This window comes from Actinoplanes sp. NPDC049548 (assembly GCF_040676695.1).
Lineage (GTDB): Bacteria > Actinomycetota > Actinomycetes > Mycobacteriales > Micromonosporaceae > Actinoplanes.
In genome coordinates, this window is sequence record NZ_JBFAPM010000027.1 from 1 (window position 1) to 16,140 (window position 16,140).

The window sequence follows — 16,140 nt, forward strand, 5'->3', positions numbered from 1 at the left end:
GATCAGGTCGTCGGTGGGTTCGCCGCGGCCGGAGTAGCGGTGGGCGAGGTGTCGCGCCAGCGGCAGCCAGGCCTCGATCGCCCGGTCACGCAGCGTGGCGCGCGACGGGTGGCCGGCCGGCATGGCGGCCATCGCGTTGAGCAGGTCGGCGGCGCTGTCCGCGGGCGCCTCGCTGAGGGTCGTCGACGTGGTGGTCGACGGAGCCGACTGGGTCACAGTCATTCGTGGTCCTCCCTGGCACCTGTCCGGAGAGCCGGCCCGGCGGGGGAAGCCGGGCCCGATCGGTCAGGGTGTCTTATCGGTTCGTGGGTGGACGGCGGTCGATACGACCGCCGTTTCCCGCGCATGCTGGGCCGTTCGGTTAAGACGACCTTAGCTGACCGGTCGAGCCATGACTAGCCGAAAGTATGAGTCACTTTACGTAGGCGAACCACTACAGTGCTGTATCCTGCCGCGTCAGGGCTTCAGCACCACCTTGATGCAGCCGTCCTCCTTCTTCTTGAAGATGTCGTACGCGTGCGGCGCCTCCTCCAGCGGCATCCGGTGCGTGACCAGGTCGTCCACGCCCAGCGGGTCGTCGTCGCCGGTGAGCAGCGGCAGGATGTCGTCGACCCAGTGCTTCACGTGCGCCTGGCCCATCCGCAGCGTCACGCCCTTGTCGAAGAGGTCGAACATCGGGAACGGGTCCGCCTGGCCGCCGTACACACCGATGATCGACACCGTGCCCGCCCGGCGGACCGCGGCGAACGCCGTCCGCAGCGCGGCCATCCGGTCGACGCCGGCCTTGTCGATCGCCTTGCGGGCCACCGCGTCGGGCAGCAGCCCCGCCGCCTTCTGCGCGAACTCCTGGAACGGCGTGCCGTGCGCCTCCATGCCGACCGCCTCGACCACGCTGTCCGCGCCGCGCCCGGAGGTCAGGTCCAGTACGGCCGCCGGCACGTCGTCGACCTCGTCGAAGTTGATCGCCTCGATGCCGTGGCGGCGCGCCATCTCCAGACGCTCCGGCACATTGTCGGTGGCGATGACCCGCTCCGCGCCGAGGTGGCGCAGGATCCGCGCGGTCATCTGCCCGATGGGCCCGAGCCCGGTGACGAAGGCGGTGCAGCCCGGGGCGACGTCCGCCCACTTCGCGGCCTGCCAGGAGGTGGTCAGCACGTCGGAGAGGAACAGGTAGCGCTCGTCCGGGTGGCCGTCCGGCACCTTGATCGGCCCGAAGTGCGCCTGCGGCACCCGCAGATACTCGGCCTGCCCGCCCGGGACCTGGCCGTACAGCTTGGTGTAGCCGAACAGCGAGGCACCCTTGCCGTGCTCCTTGACCTGGGTGGTCTCGCACTGCGCGTAGTAGCCGCGGCTGCAGTAGAAGCAGTAGCCGCAGGAGATGTTGAACGGGATGACGACCCGGTCGCCCGGCCGGATGTGGGTGACGTCGGGCCCGACCTCCTCGACGATGCCCATGGGCTCGTGCCCGAGGATGTCGCCCTGGTCGAGATACATCCCCAGGACGTCGTACAGGTGCAGGTCGGACCCGCAGATGGCGGTGGACGTCATCCGGACGATCGCGTCCGTCGGCTCCTGGATCTTGGGGTCCGGCACGGTCTCCACCGAAACCTTCGAGGTGCCCTGCCAAGTCAGTGCGCGCATGCGGTCCTCCGGCTCTCGTCAACGGTGCTCACTGAGCAACGTGCCCGCCGGAGCCGAGGATTAACACGTTCCTTGCCGGGCACACCGAGGTCGGACAACGAGGAGGTCGAAGTCAGATGACGACACCCACCGGCCGCGAGTTCGCCGTGGTCACCGGAGCGTCGAGCGGCATCGGGTACGAGCTGGCCCGGCAGTTCGCCGAACACGGGTACGACCTACTGGTCACCGCCGAGGACGAGGGCATCGAGCAGGCAGCGGTGGACCTGAGGCGCGACGGCCAGAACGAGGTCACCGCCGTCCGGGCCGACCTCGCCACCTACGACGGCGTCGAAGAACTGTACGAGCGCATCCGCGCCACCGGCCGCCCGATCGACGCCATAGCCCTCAACGCGGGACGCGGTCTCGGCGGCGACTTCACCCGCGACACCGACCTGCGCCAGGAACTGAACATCATCGACGTGAACGTCACCTCGACGGTGCACCTCGCCAAGCGCGTACTCCCCGACATGGTGACGCGCGGCGCCGGCCGCGTGCTCTTCACGTCATCGATCGCATCGATGATGCCCGGCACCTACCAGGCGGTCTACAACGCCTCGAAGTCCTTCGTGCAGTCCTTCGCCGAAGCGGTCCGCGCCGAGCTCAAGGACACCGGCGTCACGGTCACCTCGCTGATGCCCGGCCCCACGGACACCAACTTCTTCGAACGCGCCGAGATGATGGACACCAAGGTCGGCGCCAGCGAGAAGGACGACCCGGCGCAGGTCGCCGAGCAGGGCTTCAAGGCCCTGATGAAGGGCGAGGAGAAGGTCGTCGCCGGCTCCCTGAAAACCAGAGTCCAGGGCGCGGCGTCCAAGGTGATGCCGGACAAGGCCAAGGCGGAGATGCACCGGAAGATGGCCGAGCCCGGCTCCGCGGAGTGAGGTCGAGCCGCCCGTCAGTCGCGGGCGAGAGCGCGTCGGCATTGATCTGCCCGGGTAGCGACGCGGTCAGCCAATCTGGTGGGTAGGGCGCTTCCGAGCGCCCGTACTCCGTTATCGCCTGCGGCGTCGGCGAAGCAGCCGGGAGTCCGCGCGGCGAGTGCGTCGACTCGTGCCACGGTTTCCTCCGGATCAAGCCGGTTGGTTTCCGCGAACCGACGCCAGTGCCGTCCGCTGATGCGCTCGATGCGGTCTTCGCCGCCCACTCGCATCGCCATCCGAAGTCGGGGCAGGTACATGTCGTCGTAGGGAAGGGCACTCGCGACGTCGTAGAGCGGCGCCAGCCGGACCTGTCGCCCCGCGAGCAGGAGCGAATAGTTCTTCGCATGCGCATCGGTGCCGGCGATGATCCAGTTGAAGGCGAGCGCATCGACGAAACGGGCAATGTTCGCGTCGGCGATGCCTACCGGGTGGATCTCCCGCCTGAACAGGTCGATGATCTGCTCAGGGGTCGGTCCTCCCTCGTTCTGGTACTTCATGGTCGGAGCGATCCCCAAAGCCTGACACACGTCCTCCTGATGGACGCGCAGAATCGGCCCCCCGGACCGCTCGGCCCGGCGGTCGTACCGCTCCACGACGATGGCCCGTTCACGGCCGAAAGCGACCACCTCGGAGCGGGCGGCAGGCAGTCCTGCCCGGTTCGCTGCCGCCAGGCACAAATGCTCTGTCAGGTCGTGCTCATCCAGACCAGCGACCGCGGGCTTGAGGATGTGAGTCGTAGGCGCTGCGCCCCACGGCTCGCCCCAGCGGCGGGTGCCCGGATCGAAAAAGAGCGCGGTCTTCGCCTGCGCCCCGGCAAGGCTGAACTGTCCATTGTCGTGCACATGCCAGGACGTCGGATCCGCGCGTAGAGTGCGCAGACGTTCCGCCAACACGTCCTCGCCGAGCCACTGGACACCACCGTCGCCGCCGAGGATCGCATCGACCCGCTCGGGTTTCACGAATTGGGCAGCCCCGGCGCAGTCCTCACCGACGTGCCTGAGCAAGGCGAACGGATTGCCTGACGACACCTGATAGTCCCGCGCCCATCGCTCGATCACCCGTTCGTTATCGGGTAGCAGCCCCGAGAGGAACGGCCGAATTGAGGCATCATGATGCGTGCGCTGTGCCAGCGGCATCGACAGTGACAGCGGCGTGGCGGTCCTTTCCAGCCGCCACTGCTCGTCGTACTGCAGCGAGAGGCGCCCGTTGTCGCCCTGCTCGACGACGCCGACCCGCTTGCCGGCCATGAGGACCACCAAGCACTTTTCGGCCGTATCAGCCATGGTTGCTCCCGGAGCCTCCGAGCAGCGCGTCTAGATCCGGCTCGCCGGGGGCGGGCTCGACGGGGAAGGCATCGAGGCCGATGCCGAGCGCATCCAGCGTGCGCAGGATCAGACCGAACTCGGCTGTGGCCTTTCCGGACTCCAGGTCGGAAAGCCAGCGACGACTCACTCCGGCCGCGGTGGCGAGGTCCGCCTGGGTCTGGCCCCGATCCTGCCTGGCCTGGCGGACTGCCAGACCGAGGTCTCGCGCGCTGGTGATCCTCATCCTGCCCCCTGATGTGCGCGTTCATGCACATCCTAGCTGATGTGCACGTTCGTGCACCGCGCACGCCGAGTGCACGAACGTGCACATTGGCCCTCATGAAACGGATATGACGGGCGCCGGCCTGAGGGCGGACGGGCCGGCCGGCGTGGGGCCGGCCGGCTCGCTGAAGAACCGGTCCAGGACGCGGATGATGCACCGGCGGACGGCCGAGCCCGGCTCAGCCGACTGAGACGGCGCGGCAGGCGCCCTCGCCCCTGCATGCCCGGAGCTTGTCCAGCGCGTCGTGCAGTTGGGTGGCGCGCTCCGCGGGCAGCTTCGCGGCCGAGTTGACGAGCTCATCCGGGTCGGTGGTCCGGTCGTAGTACTCCGTGGCGCCACCCTCGTACTCGACGTACGTGAAGCCCGGCCCACGCAGCGTCGAGTAGGTCGGCGGGTTCCCGCTGGCCGGCGCCTGCTTGTCCGGGTCGTCGGCAGCGTCGACGGGGCCGTGGTGCTCGATCAGGCCGATGGTGCGCCAGTCCGCCGCGCGGCCGTCGCGCAGCAGCGGGACGAGGCTGCGCCCGTCCACCGCAGGCCCGGGCGTCGCTCCGCCCAGCTCCTCGAACGTCGGACGCAGGTCGATGTTCTGCACTGTGGCGTCCACGGTGGCTCCCTTGCGTACGCCCGGCCCGGCCATCACCAGCGGCACGTGCACGTCGTGGTCGAATGCGGTCTGCTTGCCCGCGGTCAACCGGTGCTCGCCCAGGTGGAAGCCGTTGTCAGAGCTGAAGACCACGACCGTGCGGTCGGCCACCCCGGACTTCCGCAGGGTCTGCCGAAGGTTCCCGATCATCCGGTCGATCGAGAGCACCGATTGGGCCCGTTTCCGGTACGCCGTGTCGATCTTCGCGATCTCCCCGGCGGTCAACGGCTCCCGCCCGGCCAGCCACTCCGGCGCGTCCGTGGGCAGCTTGTCGAAGTTCGGCCCGCGCGGCGCCTTCAACCCGGGGAACGCCTGCTCGTCCTGCGGCGCCGGGGTGTACGGCCCGTGCGGCGTGAAGGTGGCGACCTCCAGCAGGAACGGCTCATCCGCCTCGGCCGCCGCGGTGACGAACGACGTCGCCTTGCCCTCGATGACCGTCGTCAGGTAGTCCCCGGGGGCCTTGCCGTAGTGCTTGACCGTGCCGTTCTCGTTGAGGTTGTAGTCGTACTCGTTGTAGCCGGCTCCGGCGACGTCCCATTCGGTCCAGCCGGGACGCACCCCGTGTTCCCCGGGCAGGTAGCCGTTGAGGTACTTGCCCATCATCGCGGTCCGGTAGCCCCGCTTCTGCAGGGTGGTGGCGAACGTGTCCCGCTCCTGCTCCCGCTGGAAGACGTGGAAGCCGCCGTCGTCACCGCTGTTGGTGAACACGCCGGTGTTGTGGGGCAAGCGGCCGGTGAGGATCGACGACCGCGACGGGCAGCACAGCGAGTCGGTCACGGTGTACTGCGAGAACGTCGTGCCGTCCCGGGTCAGGGCCTGCACGTTCGGCATGTACTGCACCAGGTTCGCGGAGAGGTCGTCGGTGAGCACGAGAACAACGTTCGTCCGGGCGGTCGTGCCACCCGGTCCCTCACATGTACCCGCGGTCAGAGCTAGCAGCAGCATCACCGCGGCGAGCGGCGCCGCGGTACGAAACAGTGAGACCTTCATCGGCGGGACGCTAGGCACTCATCGCTCGACGGCGATTCGACCCAGGTACGGGATGCGTAAAGCCGGCAGACGTCTCAGGACGCGGTGAACGCCACGATGTCGTAACAGGACTCGTCGTCGACGGACTCCTTCTCGACGTCCAGCCGGATCCTCGTCGGATGACCGTCGACCGGATCGAGGCTGATCTCCGTCACGTCCGCGCCCTCGCTCCAGGCCTGCCGATACTCCCGGAACAGCTTGCCCAGGGTGGGGAAGTCGCCGGGCTCCAGCTGCCTGACCTCCATGACCTGCCGGCTGAGGGGATCGTCGGCCACGGCCTTGCCGACCGTGCCGTCGGCCACCGTCAGCGTGTACTGCCCGGGAGGGGACGCCATGCCGCAGCGGAACCTCACCGTGTACGTGTAGGCCGGCGGCTCGACCCAGGTGGCCGGCTGCCGGTCCGCGACGGCCCAGACCGTCAGGGCCGCGAGGCACGCCCCGCCGGCGATCAAGAGACGCGATCGACTGTTTCTCGTCACGCCGGATCCGACGCGCACCCAGCTGCCGCCGTTCCGATAACCGTCGTTCGGTGGGCGGAACGCCGACGTTCGTTGTTCCGCGGCGGAGCACGTGCGCCGGCTGGCCGGCAGGCGGGGACGGCGGGCGCCGGCCCTTGGGGTGGACGGGCCGGCGCCTCGACGTGGGGGACGTGCGTCGGGGGACGGTACGCACAGTCTCATCGATGCATTAGTTAACAAGCAAGCAATCCTGGTTCCGGAACCGACCGGCCCCCGGCTACCGCGTGGGCCTCCCGCTGCCGCGTGGCGGCCCGCTCAAAGTCGGTCTCGTGTCCAATGAACACCACCGGTGCGACGGGCATTTTCGACTACGTGCGGATGTACGCCGGGGGGATTTGACAGGCTTCGGGCCTGAAGCGAAGGCTATGCACGGCATCCTGTTCCGCCCGGGAGGTCCCTTGTTCGCCTTGTCCCGTCGCCGGCTGCTCACACTCGCCGGCATCAGCGGTGTGAGCAGTGCCTTCCCGTCCTTCTCGCCGGCGCGGACGGCGGCCGTCGGCCCGGTCGCCGGCGTGTATCGGGAGCTGCTGCACGTGCACACCCGGTGGGTGGAGGAGCAGTGGGACGCCTCGATCGGGGCGTACAAGGCGGCCGACTTCCGCTTCGCGGCCGTGCTGGGCAACGCGGTCCTGCTCGGCATGGCGGACTTCGACCCTTACCTCGCCGGCACCGACGCCGAGACGCTCAAGGCGAGGACCGTCGCGACCATCCAACGGTACGCAGGCAGCAACCGGCTCGCCGGCGGCACCGAGTGGGGGCGGCGGCTCTTCTGGGACTCGACCTTCGAGCTTTACCTCGTCCTCGCGGCGCGGCTGATGTGGGCCGATCTGGACGCTCCGACCAGGACGAACGTGCAGCGGATCACCGAGGGGCAGGCGGCGTACGCGTACCAGCTCAACGCGGGCGACGACCCGATGAGCGGCGGCTGGACGCCGAACGGCGCCGACGGCGGCTGGCGCGGCGACACCAAGCTCGAGGAGATGGGCGTCTACGCGCAGGCGCTGGCACCGGGCATCGCCTGGACCTCGGACGCCGCATCGGCCGCGGCCTGGCGGGCACGCTTCCTCTACTGGGCGTCGAACGCCAGCGCGTTGCCGGCGGCCGACCGCGCCAATCCCGCCGTGGTCGACGGCGACCGGGTCGACCGGCGCAGCACCGCGCACAACCTGCACGACACCTTCATCGTCGAGAACCACGGCTCCGCCAACCCGCACTACCAGGCCGAACTGTGGCGGACGGCGGGCCGCGCGGCGATCCACTTCCTCCTCGCCGGCCGCCCGCTGCCCGAGGTGCTGACCCTCCAGCCCAACGGCGAGCAGCTGTGGCGCACCCTGCGGCTGCTGGCCACCGACGCCGGTGAGCCGGTCATGCCGATGGTCGCGGACCGCTATCACCTGTACGGGCGCGACGTGCTCCCGCTCGCGTTCCTGGCCCAGGTCCGGGGCGATCGGGACGCGGCCCGGGCCGAGGCCGACCTCGCCGAGCGGCTGCTGCCGTACCTGTACTACGAGCCCGAGTACCGGCTCACCAAGTTCAGCGGCGAGGAGAAGTACGAGCCGGAGGCCCGCGCCGAGCTGGCGATCGCGTACCTCTTCCACACGCTGCGCAAGACGCCCGTCACCCCGGTCTCGAAGGCGGCGTTCTTCCGCGCCGCGAGCGGCACCCGGAGTTTCGGCGACGATGTCGGCCTCACCGTCCACCAGTCGCCGGCCGCCTTCGCGGCGGCGGTCACCAAGCCCGGCCACACGAAGTTCCTCTGGCAGCCGGCCCACGACAACTGGCTCGTCGACACCCGGGCGCCGGCCTTCCTGCCGGCCGGCACCGCCCCCACCGGCCGATGGACGCAGGCCTGGTCCAAGGTCCGCGACGGCGCCGACGCGACCGCGACCGTGCTCGCCGTCAACGGCGGATACGCCGGGTACGCCACGCTGCCCACCGGCACAGTCGTCTACGCGAGCACGGGCCTGCCGGGCGAGGGCGGCCTCACGCTGTTCAACCTGACCATGCCGGGCGTGCCGGGGCTCGACGGGACCCGAACGTTCACCTTCGCGGACGGCCGCGCCGAGCTGACCGACGAGATCACCAAGGACATCGCCTTCACCCCGCGCGATGCCCGCTACGTGCGCATGCTCGGCCGCGAGCCCGGCACCGCGTACGGGTATTCGATCTGGACCTTCTCGGTGCTCGACGTCCAGGGCGCGGACCTGGCCCAGGGCGCGATGCCGACCGCCTCGTCCGAGGACGTCTGGTTCGCGGCGCGCAACGCCACCGACGGCAACCGCGACACGCGCTGGGCCGTGGCACGCGAGGAGCGCGGACGCGCCGACAGCTGGCTCGCCGTCGACCTCGGCTCGCCCGTCCAGGTCGCCGGCACCCGGATCATCTGGGAAGCCGCGTACGGGAAAAGGTTCGTCATCCAGACCTCCATCGACGGCCGCACCTGGACCGACGCGGCCGACGTGCCGGAGAGCCGCAAGGCCGCGCGCTGGGCCGGCATCGACGGCCGGGCCGGCATCGTCACCCCCGGCGGTGGCGACATCACCGTGACGGCCACCTCGGTCACTGCCCACGCCTCCCTCATCGAGGGGTACGCGGGCAACCGCAACGACCTGGCCCGCACCGCCGCCAGGAAGCTGCCCACCGCCGAAGGGCTCACGGTCAGCGACGCCGACGGTTACCTCAGCATCTTCAACCTCTCGCCGGACCCGGTCCGCGACGTGACGGTACGCATCCCCGGAAGCGGCAAGCTCTACCGCGGCGAGCAGCTGCTGACGGAGGACGGCCTCGAGTGGCCGGTCAGCCTCGACGGCGGCACCGCCCTGGTCGAGCCGCCGCGCTTCACGGTCGCCGGCGACCCGCCGACCGGCACCGGCTACCACGTCCGCGACTCGCACCACGTCACCGTCACCGCCCCGGCCGACCACCGAGCGGTGGTCACCCTGAGCTGCGGCTCCTGGTCCGCAACGGTACGCGTGCCCGCCGGCAAGTCACGCCACGTGTCGATGCCCGGCGCCCCGGTGACTCCCACGGCGGACCTGGCCCGCGGCCGGACGACGTTCCCGACCTCGCCGCTGCCGGCGGGCATGACGTCCCCCGCCCACGCGGTCGACGGGAACCCGGCCACCTCATGGCGTCCGGGACCCACCGGGCGCATGGTGGTCGACCTGGGCCGGGTGGCCCCCGTGGAAAGCGTCCGGGCCGCCTGGACCCGGGGCCGCCGCCCCGCGTGGCACGTCGAGGCCTCGGCGGACGGTCTGACCTATGGCCCGCTCGGCGACCAGGCCCGGTACGTCGCCGTCGTGGTCGAGGGCTGGCGCCCCGGCGACGCGGAGCTCGTGGAGCTGGCCGTCACCTGAGCGGTCCCCGTATGAGGTTTCGCATTTCGCGGCGGTTGTCCGGCACCGGGCGCGATGATCGTTCCGTACCCGGAAGGGGGCGGGATGCCGAACGCTGCACCGAACGACGCCGAAGCGGTGACGGTCCGCCGCAGTCCCCTCGTGGGCTGGCTGGCCGACCGCGGCACGAGCGTCAAGATGCTGCTGCCCGCGGCGACGATGGCGGTCGCCGCGGTGATGATCGCCGTGCTGTCCCTCGACGCCGACGACTCCGGCGGCGAGCGGCTCGCCGTCATCATCACCCTCGTCATCGGCCTGCTGCTGGCACTGGCCCTCGGCGCCCTTGCGGCCCGGCTGACCACGGCCCAGCTGGCGGCCACGGACCGCGCCCTGGAGGCGCTCGCCGTCGGCGACCTCACCGTTCCCGCCGAGGTACACGGTCGCGACGAGCTGGGCCGGATGGCGGTCGCCGTGAACCGAGCCCGCGACGGCCTGCACAGCGCGGTCGCCGAGCTCACCGGCGGTGCCCGGGAGCTGAGCGCCAGCACGCACCAGCTCACCGGAGCGACCCAGCGGATCGGCGAGAGCGCCCGCGAGGCCGCAGCCCAGGCCGGCCTGGTGGCCGCCGCGGCCGACGACGTCTCCGGCTCGGTGCAGACGGTCGCCGCCGGCAGCGACGAGATGGGCGCGTCGATCCGGGAGATCGCCCAGAACGCCAACGACGCCGCCGTGGTCGCCTCCAGCGCGGTCGAGGTTGCCCAGAGCACCAACCAGATGGTCGCCAAGCTGGGCACGTCATCGGCCGAGATCGGCGACGTCGTCAAGGTGATCACCGCGATCGCCGAGCAGACCAACCTGCTCGCCCTCAACGCCACCATCGAGGCGGCCCGGGCCGGTGAGGCCGGCAAGGGCTTCGCGGTCGTCGCCTCGGAGGTCAAGGACCTGGCCCAGGAAACCGCCAAGGCGACCGAGGACATCTCCCGCCGCGTCGAGACGATCCAGGCCGACACCGCGGGCGCGGTCGAGGCGATCGGCGAGATCTCCGAGATCATCCAGCGGATCAACGACTACCAGGTGACGATCGCCTCCGCCGTCGAGGAGCAGACCGCGACCACCGCCGAGATGAGCCGCAGCATCGGCGAGGCGGCAGGCGGCAGCTCGACCATCGCCACGAACATCAACGGCGTCGCCCAGTCGGCCGAGGCGACGACCGGCACCCTGGCCGAGGCCGACACGGCGGTTGCCCAGCTCAACCGGGTCGCGGACGAGCTCCGCGCGGTCGCCGACCGCTTCCGCGTCTCCGCTTGAGGCCCGGCCGGTCGGTCCATAGTTCGGCCGTCGACGTGAGCTCGACGTTCATCCGGGTCCTCGGGCGTGACCCGTTCGTCGGGCAGCCCGTCGATCGCCGCCCCTGGTACCGCAGACATCTCGGCTTCCAGGGCTGGGGAATGCCGGCGTCGGCACCGGCACCAGGCCGACGATGAAGACTCGGCGGCGATAGGGTCGAGTGGATCATTGATTCCTGACGGCGGGAGAACGGCTCATGGCAGAGGCACCAGTCACCGTGACGGTCACCGGGGCGGCGGGCCAGATCGGCTACGCGCTGCTGTTCCGGATCGCCTCCGGGCAGTTGCTGGGACCGGGCCGGCAGGTGCGGTTGCGGCTGCTGGAGATCCCCGCGGCCGTACGGGCAGCCGAAGGCACGGCGCTGGAGCTCGAGGATGCCGCCTTCCCGCTGCTCGCCGGGGTGGACGTGTTCGACGACGCCGTGCGGGCGTTCGACGGGGTTAACATCGCGCTCCTCGTCGGCGCGCGGCCGCGTACCAAAGGCATGGAGCGCGGTGATCTCCTCGAGGCCAACGGGGGCATCTTCAAGCCGCAGGGCCAGGCGATCAACAGCGGGGCGGCAGCGGACGTCAAGGTTCTGGTCGTCGGCAACCCGGCGAACACGAACGCCCTGATCGCCCAGGCGCACGCGCCCGACGTACCGGCGGAACGCTTCACCGCGATGACCCGGCTGGACCACAACCGGGCCCTGGCGCAGCTCGCCCGCAAGCTGGGCGTCTCGGTGTCGCAGCTGAGCCGGGTCACGATCTGGGGCAACCACTCCGCGACGCAGTACCCCGACATCCACCAGGCGCAGCGCGACGGCCAGAGCATCGCCGACCTCGCCGACGACCGGACCTGGCTGGTCGACGAGTTCATCCCACGGGTCGCCAAGCGCGGCGCAGAGATCATCGAGGTACGCGGCGCGTCGTCGGCCGCATCGGCAGCGTCGGCGGCGATCGACCACGTCCACGACTGGGTCAACGGCACCGCCGAGGGCGACTGGACCTCCGCCGCGGTGGTGTCGGACGGCTCCTACGGCGTACCGGAGGGCCTGATCTCGTCGTTCCCGGTCACCGCCCGCGATGGTCGCTTCGAGATCGTGCAGGGGCTTGAGATCAACGAGTTCTCCCGGTCGCGCATCGACGCGTCCGTGGCGGAGCTCATCGAGGAACGCGACGCCGTCCGCCGCCTCGGCCTCATCTGAGCCGAGGCGGCCGCCGACGGCCCAGCGTTGCGACCGGCCGGCCGCCAGCGGCCTAGCGTTGCGACCGGCCGGCCGCCAGCGGCCTAGCGCTGAGACCGGCCGGCCGCCAGCGGCCTAGCGCTGAGACCGGTCGGCGGCCGGCGTCGGCCGATGGCTTGCACCGGTCGGCCGGGTTGCACCGGCCGGCCGGTTTTCAGCGGTCGAGCAGTTGGAAGAGCGTGAGCCAGCGCTCCGGCCACACCTCGCCCACCGGCACGTCCGGTGCCAGCCGCGCGGCCCGGAACGCCGCTGACGTTCGCCGGGCGCCGTACCGAAGCTGCATGGTGGCCTGCAGCGAACCACCCCGGCCGGTGAAGCCGAGGTGGACGAAGCGTCGCCACGCGACCGGGTCGGCCACCAGCGGCACCGAACGGCGGTGCAGGTGCAGGATGCCGCCGTCGACCCGGGGTACCGGGCGGAAGGCCGTGCGCGGCACCCGGCTGGCGAGGTCCCAGCGCACGTAAGGCCAGGTGGCGACGGTCAGGCGGGTCCAGCGGCCGTAGTCGCCGGTTCGTTTGCGGGCGTACTCGAGCTGGGTGAGCAGCGTCGCGGATTCGAGGTGCTCCGCATCGAGGCACCACTCGACGACCGCCGCGGTCAGCGCGTACGGGATGTTGCCGACCACCCGGAACGGCTCCCGGGGCGGCACGGCCCGCAGGAAGTCTCCGGTCCGGACCGTCAGGCCCGGCCGGCGGGGCACGGCCGCCGCCATCGCCGGATCCAGCTCGTACGCGATGAGCCGGTCGGTGTGCCGGGCCAGCTCGCGGGTGAGGTTCCCGCGTCCGGCGCCGATCTCGTAGACGAGGTCGCCCGGATCGATGCCGGCGGCTCGGGCGAGCTGCCGGACGGCCCGGGGATCGGTGAGCAGATTCTGGCCGAAGGCCCGCCGCGCGCGGGCGTGTTCGTGAAGCGCCATGACCGTGGTCCTGTCTGCCGCGGGAGCGGCGAACGCGGACAGGCATCAACGCGGCTGTCCGTGTTGCCGTTCGGTGCGGCGAACGCGGTCGGGCGTCAGTGAGGCCGTTCGTGTTGCCGTTGGGTGCGGCGAACGCGGTCGGGCGTCAGTGAGGCCGTTCGTGCTGCCGTTCGATGCGGCGAACGCGGACATACGTCATTGCGGCCCGTCCGTGGGAAGAGGACACGAAGGGGCCCTGGCGGCAGCGCTCAGCGGAACTCGGTCAGCCGGAGCGGCGGCGCAGGGCGCGACGCCGGGCGCGGAGCCGGGACGAGTGCATCGGTCCCCGCGCGACAGGCGTCCACGCCTGGCCGAGGAGGGCATGCGTCGTAGGCATGGCGCGACCCTACGCCCCGGGGACGGCCGGCTTCACGGCATTTTCGACGACGGTGTGCTGGGCGGCCTGGCGCAGGTCCAGCTCGGCGATCAGTCGGCGGGCGGTGTCCTCGTCGATCTCGCCCTGCATCACGGCCCGGCTCAGCGCGTTGCGGCGCGTGTCGAAGTGCTCGTCCGCCGTACCCTCCGCGGCAGCCGCCATGATCGCCTCGCCGCGCGAACGCATCGCCGCGGCCTGTTCGTGTTCGGCGCGTACGTCCATTCCCAGCCGGCGAACGAGCCATCGAACGGTCGTTCCCTGGACGAACAGTGTTCCGAGCGTGACGGCGAGGGCGATCGCCTGTACGGCGTCGCGGCCGGGGAACGGCTGGCCGTTCGCCATCGTCTCGGGGATGGCAGCTGCGGCCGCAAGGGTGAGGATGCCGCGCATGCCGGTCCAGCCGACCACCAGTGTCTCGCGCGGCGTCGGCGGGCCCAGCGGGGTGTCGAACCGCCTGCGGCCCCGCATCCGGCGGGCCCGGCGTTCCTCGGCCCGCCGGGCGCGCTCGGGGTCCGCCTCCCGGCGCCGCCGGTTCAGCAGCTCGTCGAGCTGCCAGCGGCCGAACAGCAGATACACCCCGGCCAGGCGGACCAGGATCGCTGCGAGCAACAAGACCGCGGCGGCGATCACGGTACGGGTGAAGCCGGGGTCCTCGTCGGCGCGCAGATCCTCGACGACGAACTTGAGCTGCAGTCCGATGTACGCGAACACGAACGTCTCGAGCAGGAAGTCGACGACCGGCCAGAACGCCTCCTCCTGCAGCCGCGTCCGGTACGCGCCCGGATACTGGTGCCGCGGGTCCATCGAGGTGTTGATGCTGATCGCGAACGCGGCCACGACCACGGCGAGGATGCCGGAGGCGTGCACCTGCTCGGCCGTGAGGAACGCGGTGAACGGAACAAGCAGCACGAGCGCGGTTTCCAGCGTCGAGTTCCGCAGCATCCTCCGGATCCACAGCGTCGCCGTGCCCAGCGCCGCCCCGATCGCCACGCCGATGCCGGCGGTGCGCAGGAACTCCCCGACGCCGCCGCTCCACGAGGTGTGCTCGCCGCTGACCGCGCCCACCGCGATGCTGAACAGGGTCAGCGCGGTCGCGTCGTTGACCAGGCTCTCGCCGGTCAGGATGGTGGTGACCCGGCGCGGCAGCCCCAGCTCCTCGCCGTGCGAGACGGTGGTGATGGTGTCCGGCGGTGCCAGCACCGAGCCGAGCACGAACGCCGCCGCGAGGCCCAGCGACGGCAGCAGCCACGACGACAGCACGCCGAGCGCCCCGGCGGTCAGCACCACCAGCACCACGCCCAGATTGACGATGGCGCGCAGGTTCTGGTTGAAGCCCGTGAAGGAGGCGGCGCGGGTGGCCGAGTACAGCAGCGGCGGCACCACGATCGCGAGCAGGAGCTCGCTCTCCAGCTCGAGCCGCGGCATGCCTGGCACGAAGCTGACCGCCGCGGCGAGCGTCACGACGATGAGACCGGGCTGCAGGCCCCGCCGGTGGGCGAACGCGGAGATGGCGATGCCGGCCGCGGCGATGAGCAGGATCTGGACGCCGTTCACCCGCTCAGGCTAATGATCGAACTCCACCGCCGGGCACAATGCCGTAGTGGCGAGGATCGAACTGCACGTCCATTTCGAAGGTTCTGTACGTCCGCACACCCTTGCCGCCATCGCGCGCCGCAACCGGCTCCCGGTGCCGCAACCGGTCGACGGCTTCCGCGACCTTCACCACTTCATCGACATGTGGAACGTCACGACCGCCTGCCTGCGAACGCCCGATGACTTCCGGCGGATCGTCGTCGACTACGCCGCGGAGGCTGAGCGGCACGGCGCGGCGTACCTGGAAGGGATCTTCACCCCGGACCCGCAGCTGGCCGCCGACCTGGGCCTCGACGCCATCATGGCGGGCTACTGCGACGGCGCAGCCGAGGCGGAGGAGACCCACGGCGTGATCGTGCGGCTGACCCCGGAGCAGTACCGCGGCGCCGACCCGGACTTCGGCATGCGCGTGGCCCGGGCCGCGGTGCGCCACCGCGAGCGGGGCGTGGTCGGATTCGGCCTCGCCGGCCGCGAGGGCCGGTTCCCGGACCAACCGTACGAGCCGGCCATGCGCTACGCCGCCGAATACGGGCTCGGTCTGGTCCCGCACGCGGGGGAGGCGGCGGGTCCGGAGTCGGTCCGGTCCGCGCTGCGCATGGGCGCGAGCCGGATCCGGCACGGCATCACCGCGGTACGCGATCCGCAGCTGATGGCCGAGCTCGCCGAACGCCGCATCGTGCTCGACGTGTGCCCCACCTCGAACATCCGCCTCGGGTACGCCACTGAGCGCGACCACCCGATCACCCAGCTCTCCCGGGCCGGCGTTCTCTGCTCGATCTCGACCGACGATCCCGCGATGTTCTTCACCGACCTGTCCCGCGAGTACGCGCTCGCCGCCGATCTGGGCGTCACCGAGGAGGCGGCGTTCGAGGCCGGACTGGCCGGCGCGCTGTGCGACGAGCGGACCCGGTCACGCCTGCAACGGATGTGAC

12 protein-coding genes and 1 pseudogene are annotated in these 16,140 nt (G+C 71.0%); 5 read left to right on the top strand and 8 right to left on the bottom strand.

Going from position 1 to position 16,140, the window contains the following annotated elements; translation table 11 throughout:
• Window positions 1–222: pseudogene (locus AB0J80_RS34465) on the bottom strand (RNA polymerase sigma factor SigF); the annotation flags it as partial.
• Between the two features lie 234 nt (window positions 223–456).
• Window positions 457–1,641, bottom strand: a complete 1,185-nt coding sequence (locus AB0J80_RS34470) for a zinc-dependent alcohol dehydrogenase (RefSeq protein ID WP_364713533.1) — start codon at window positions 1,639–1,641, stop codon at window positions 457–459.
• Between the two features lie 116 nt (window positions 1,642–1,757).
• Here AB0J80_RS34470 and AB0J80_RS34475 point away from each other — a divergent pair, with 116 nt between their 5' ends.
• Complete coding sequence (locus AB0J80_RS34475; protein WP_364713535.1) at window positions 1,758–2,561, top strand: SDR family NAD(P)-dependent oxidoreductase; 804 nt, start codon at window positions 1,758–1,760, stop codon at window positions 2,559–2,561.
• A gap of 14 nt (window positions 2,562–2,575) precedes the next feature.
• Here AB0J80_RS34475 and AB0J80_RS34480 read toward each other — a convergent pair whose 3' ends face one another.
• The 4 genes from AB0J80_RS34480 to AB0J80_RS34495 form a co-directional block, all read right to left on the bottom strand.
• Entirely contained in the window at window positions 2,576–3,883 is a 1,308-nt protein-coding gene (locus AB0J80_RS34480; protein ID WP_364713537.1) for a type II toxin-antitoxin system HipA family toxin, read from the bottom strand.
• On the bottom strand, window positions 3,876–4,148 hold the full coding sequence (locus AB0J80_RS34485) for a helix-turn-helix transcriptional regulator (protein ID WP_364713538.1): 273 nt from the start codon (window positions 4,146–4,148) through the stop codon (window positions 3,876–3,878). Before AB0J80_RS34485 ends, AB0J80_RS34480 begins: the two co-directional genes overlap by 8 nt.
• Window positions 4,149–4,365: 217 nt before the next feature.
• The gene (locus tag AB0J80_RS34490; protein ID WP_364713540.1) at window positions 4,366–5,820 is read right to left on the bottom strand and encodes a sulfatase; all 1,455 of its coding nucleotides are present in this window, start codon (window positions 5,818–5,820) and stop codon (window positions 4,366–4,368) included.
• Window positions 5,821–5,894: 74 nt separating this feature from the next.
• A complete protein-coding gene (locus AB0J80_RS34495; protein WP_364713542.1) occupies window positions 5,895–6,338 on the bottom strand; it encodes a DUF6174 domain-containing protein in 444 nt (147 codons plus the stop codon).
• A 437-nt stretch (window positions 6,339–6,775) separates the two neighbouring features.
• Between AB0J80_RS34495 and AB0J80_RS34500 the strand changes: the two genes are divergently transcribed.
• The 3 genes from AB0J80_RS34500 to AB0J80_RS34510 all read left to right on the top strand — a co-directional run bounded on the left by AB0J80_RS34500 (window position 6,776) and on the right by AB0J80_RS34510 (window position 12,245).
• Window positions 6,776–9,733, top strand: coding sequence for a discoidin domain-containing protein (locus AB0J80_RS34500; RefSeq protein WP_364713544.1), 2,958 nt, complete (start codon window positions 6,776–6,778; stop codon window positions 9,731–9,733).
• An 84-nt stretch (window positions 9,734–9,817) separates the two neighbouring features.
• Complete coding sequence (locus AB0J80_RS34505) at window positions 9,818–11,020, top strand: methyl-accepting chemotaxis protein (RefSeq protein WP_364713545.1); 1,203 nt, start codon at window positions 9,818–9,820, stop codon at window positions 11,018–11,020.
• A 235-nt stretch (window positions 11,021–11,255) separates the two neighbouring features.
• The gene (locus AB0J80_RS34510; protein WP_364713546.1) at window positions 11,256–12,245 is read left to right on the top strand and encodes a malate dehydrogenase; all 990 of its coding nucleotides are present in this window, start codon (window positions 11,256–11,258) and stop codon (window positions 12,243–12,245) included.
• Window positions 12,246–12,438: 193 nt separating this feature from the next.
• Here AB0J80_RS34510 and erm read toward each other — a convergent pair whose 3' ends face one another.
• Together erm and AB0J80_RS34520 are read right to left on the bottom strand one after the other, a co-directional pair.
• Window positions 12,439–13,200: a 23S ribosomal RNA methyltransferase Erm gene (erm, locus tag AB0J80_RS34515; RefSeq protein ID WP_364713547.1), complete on the bottom strand. Its 762-nt coding sequence runs from the start codon at window positions 13,198–13,200 to the stop codon at window positions 12,439–12,441.
• Between the two features lie 385 nt (window positions 13,201–13,585).
• Window positions 13,586–15,169 carry a sodium:proton antiporter gene (locus tag AB0J80_RS34520; protein WP_364713549.1) on the bottom strand — a complete coding sequence of 528 codons (1,584 nt, stop codon included), beginning with the start codon at window positions 15,167–15,169 and terminating at the stop codon, window positions 13,586–13,588.
• A gap of 46 nt (window positions 15,170–15,215) precedes the next feature.
• On the opposite strand from AB0J80_RS34520, the gene add reads away from it, so the two are divergent.
• Window positions 15,216–16,139 (top strand): adenosine deaminase, encoded by a 924-nt coding sequence (add, locus tag AB0J80_RS34525; protein ID WP_364713550.1) that lies wholly within the window; start codon window positions 15,216–15,218, stop codon window positions 16,137–16,139.
• Window position 16,140: the final 1 nt, after the last annotated feature.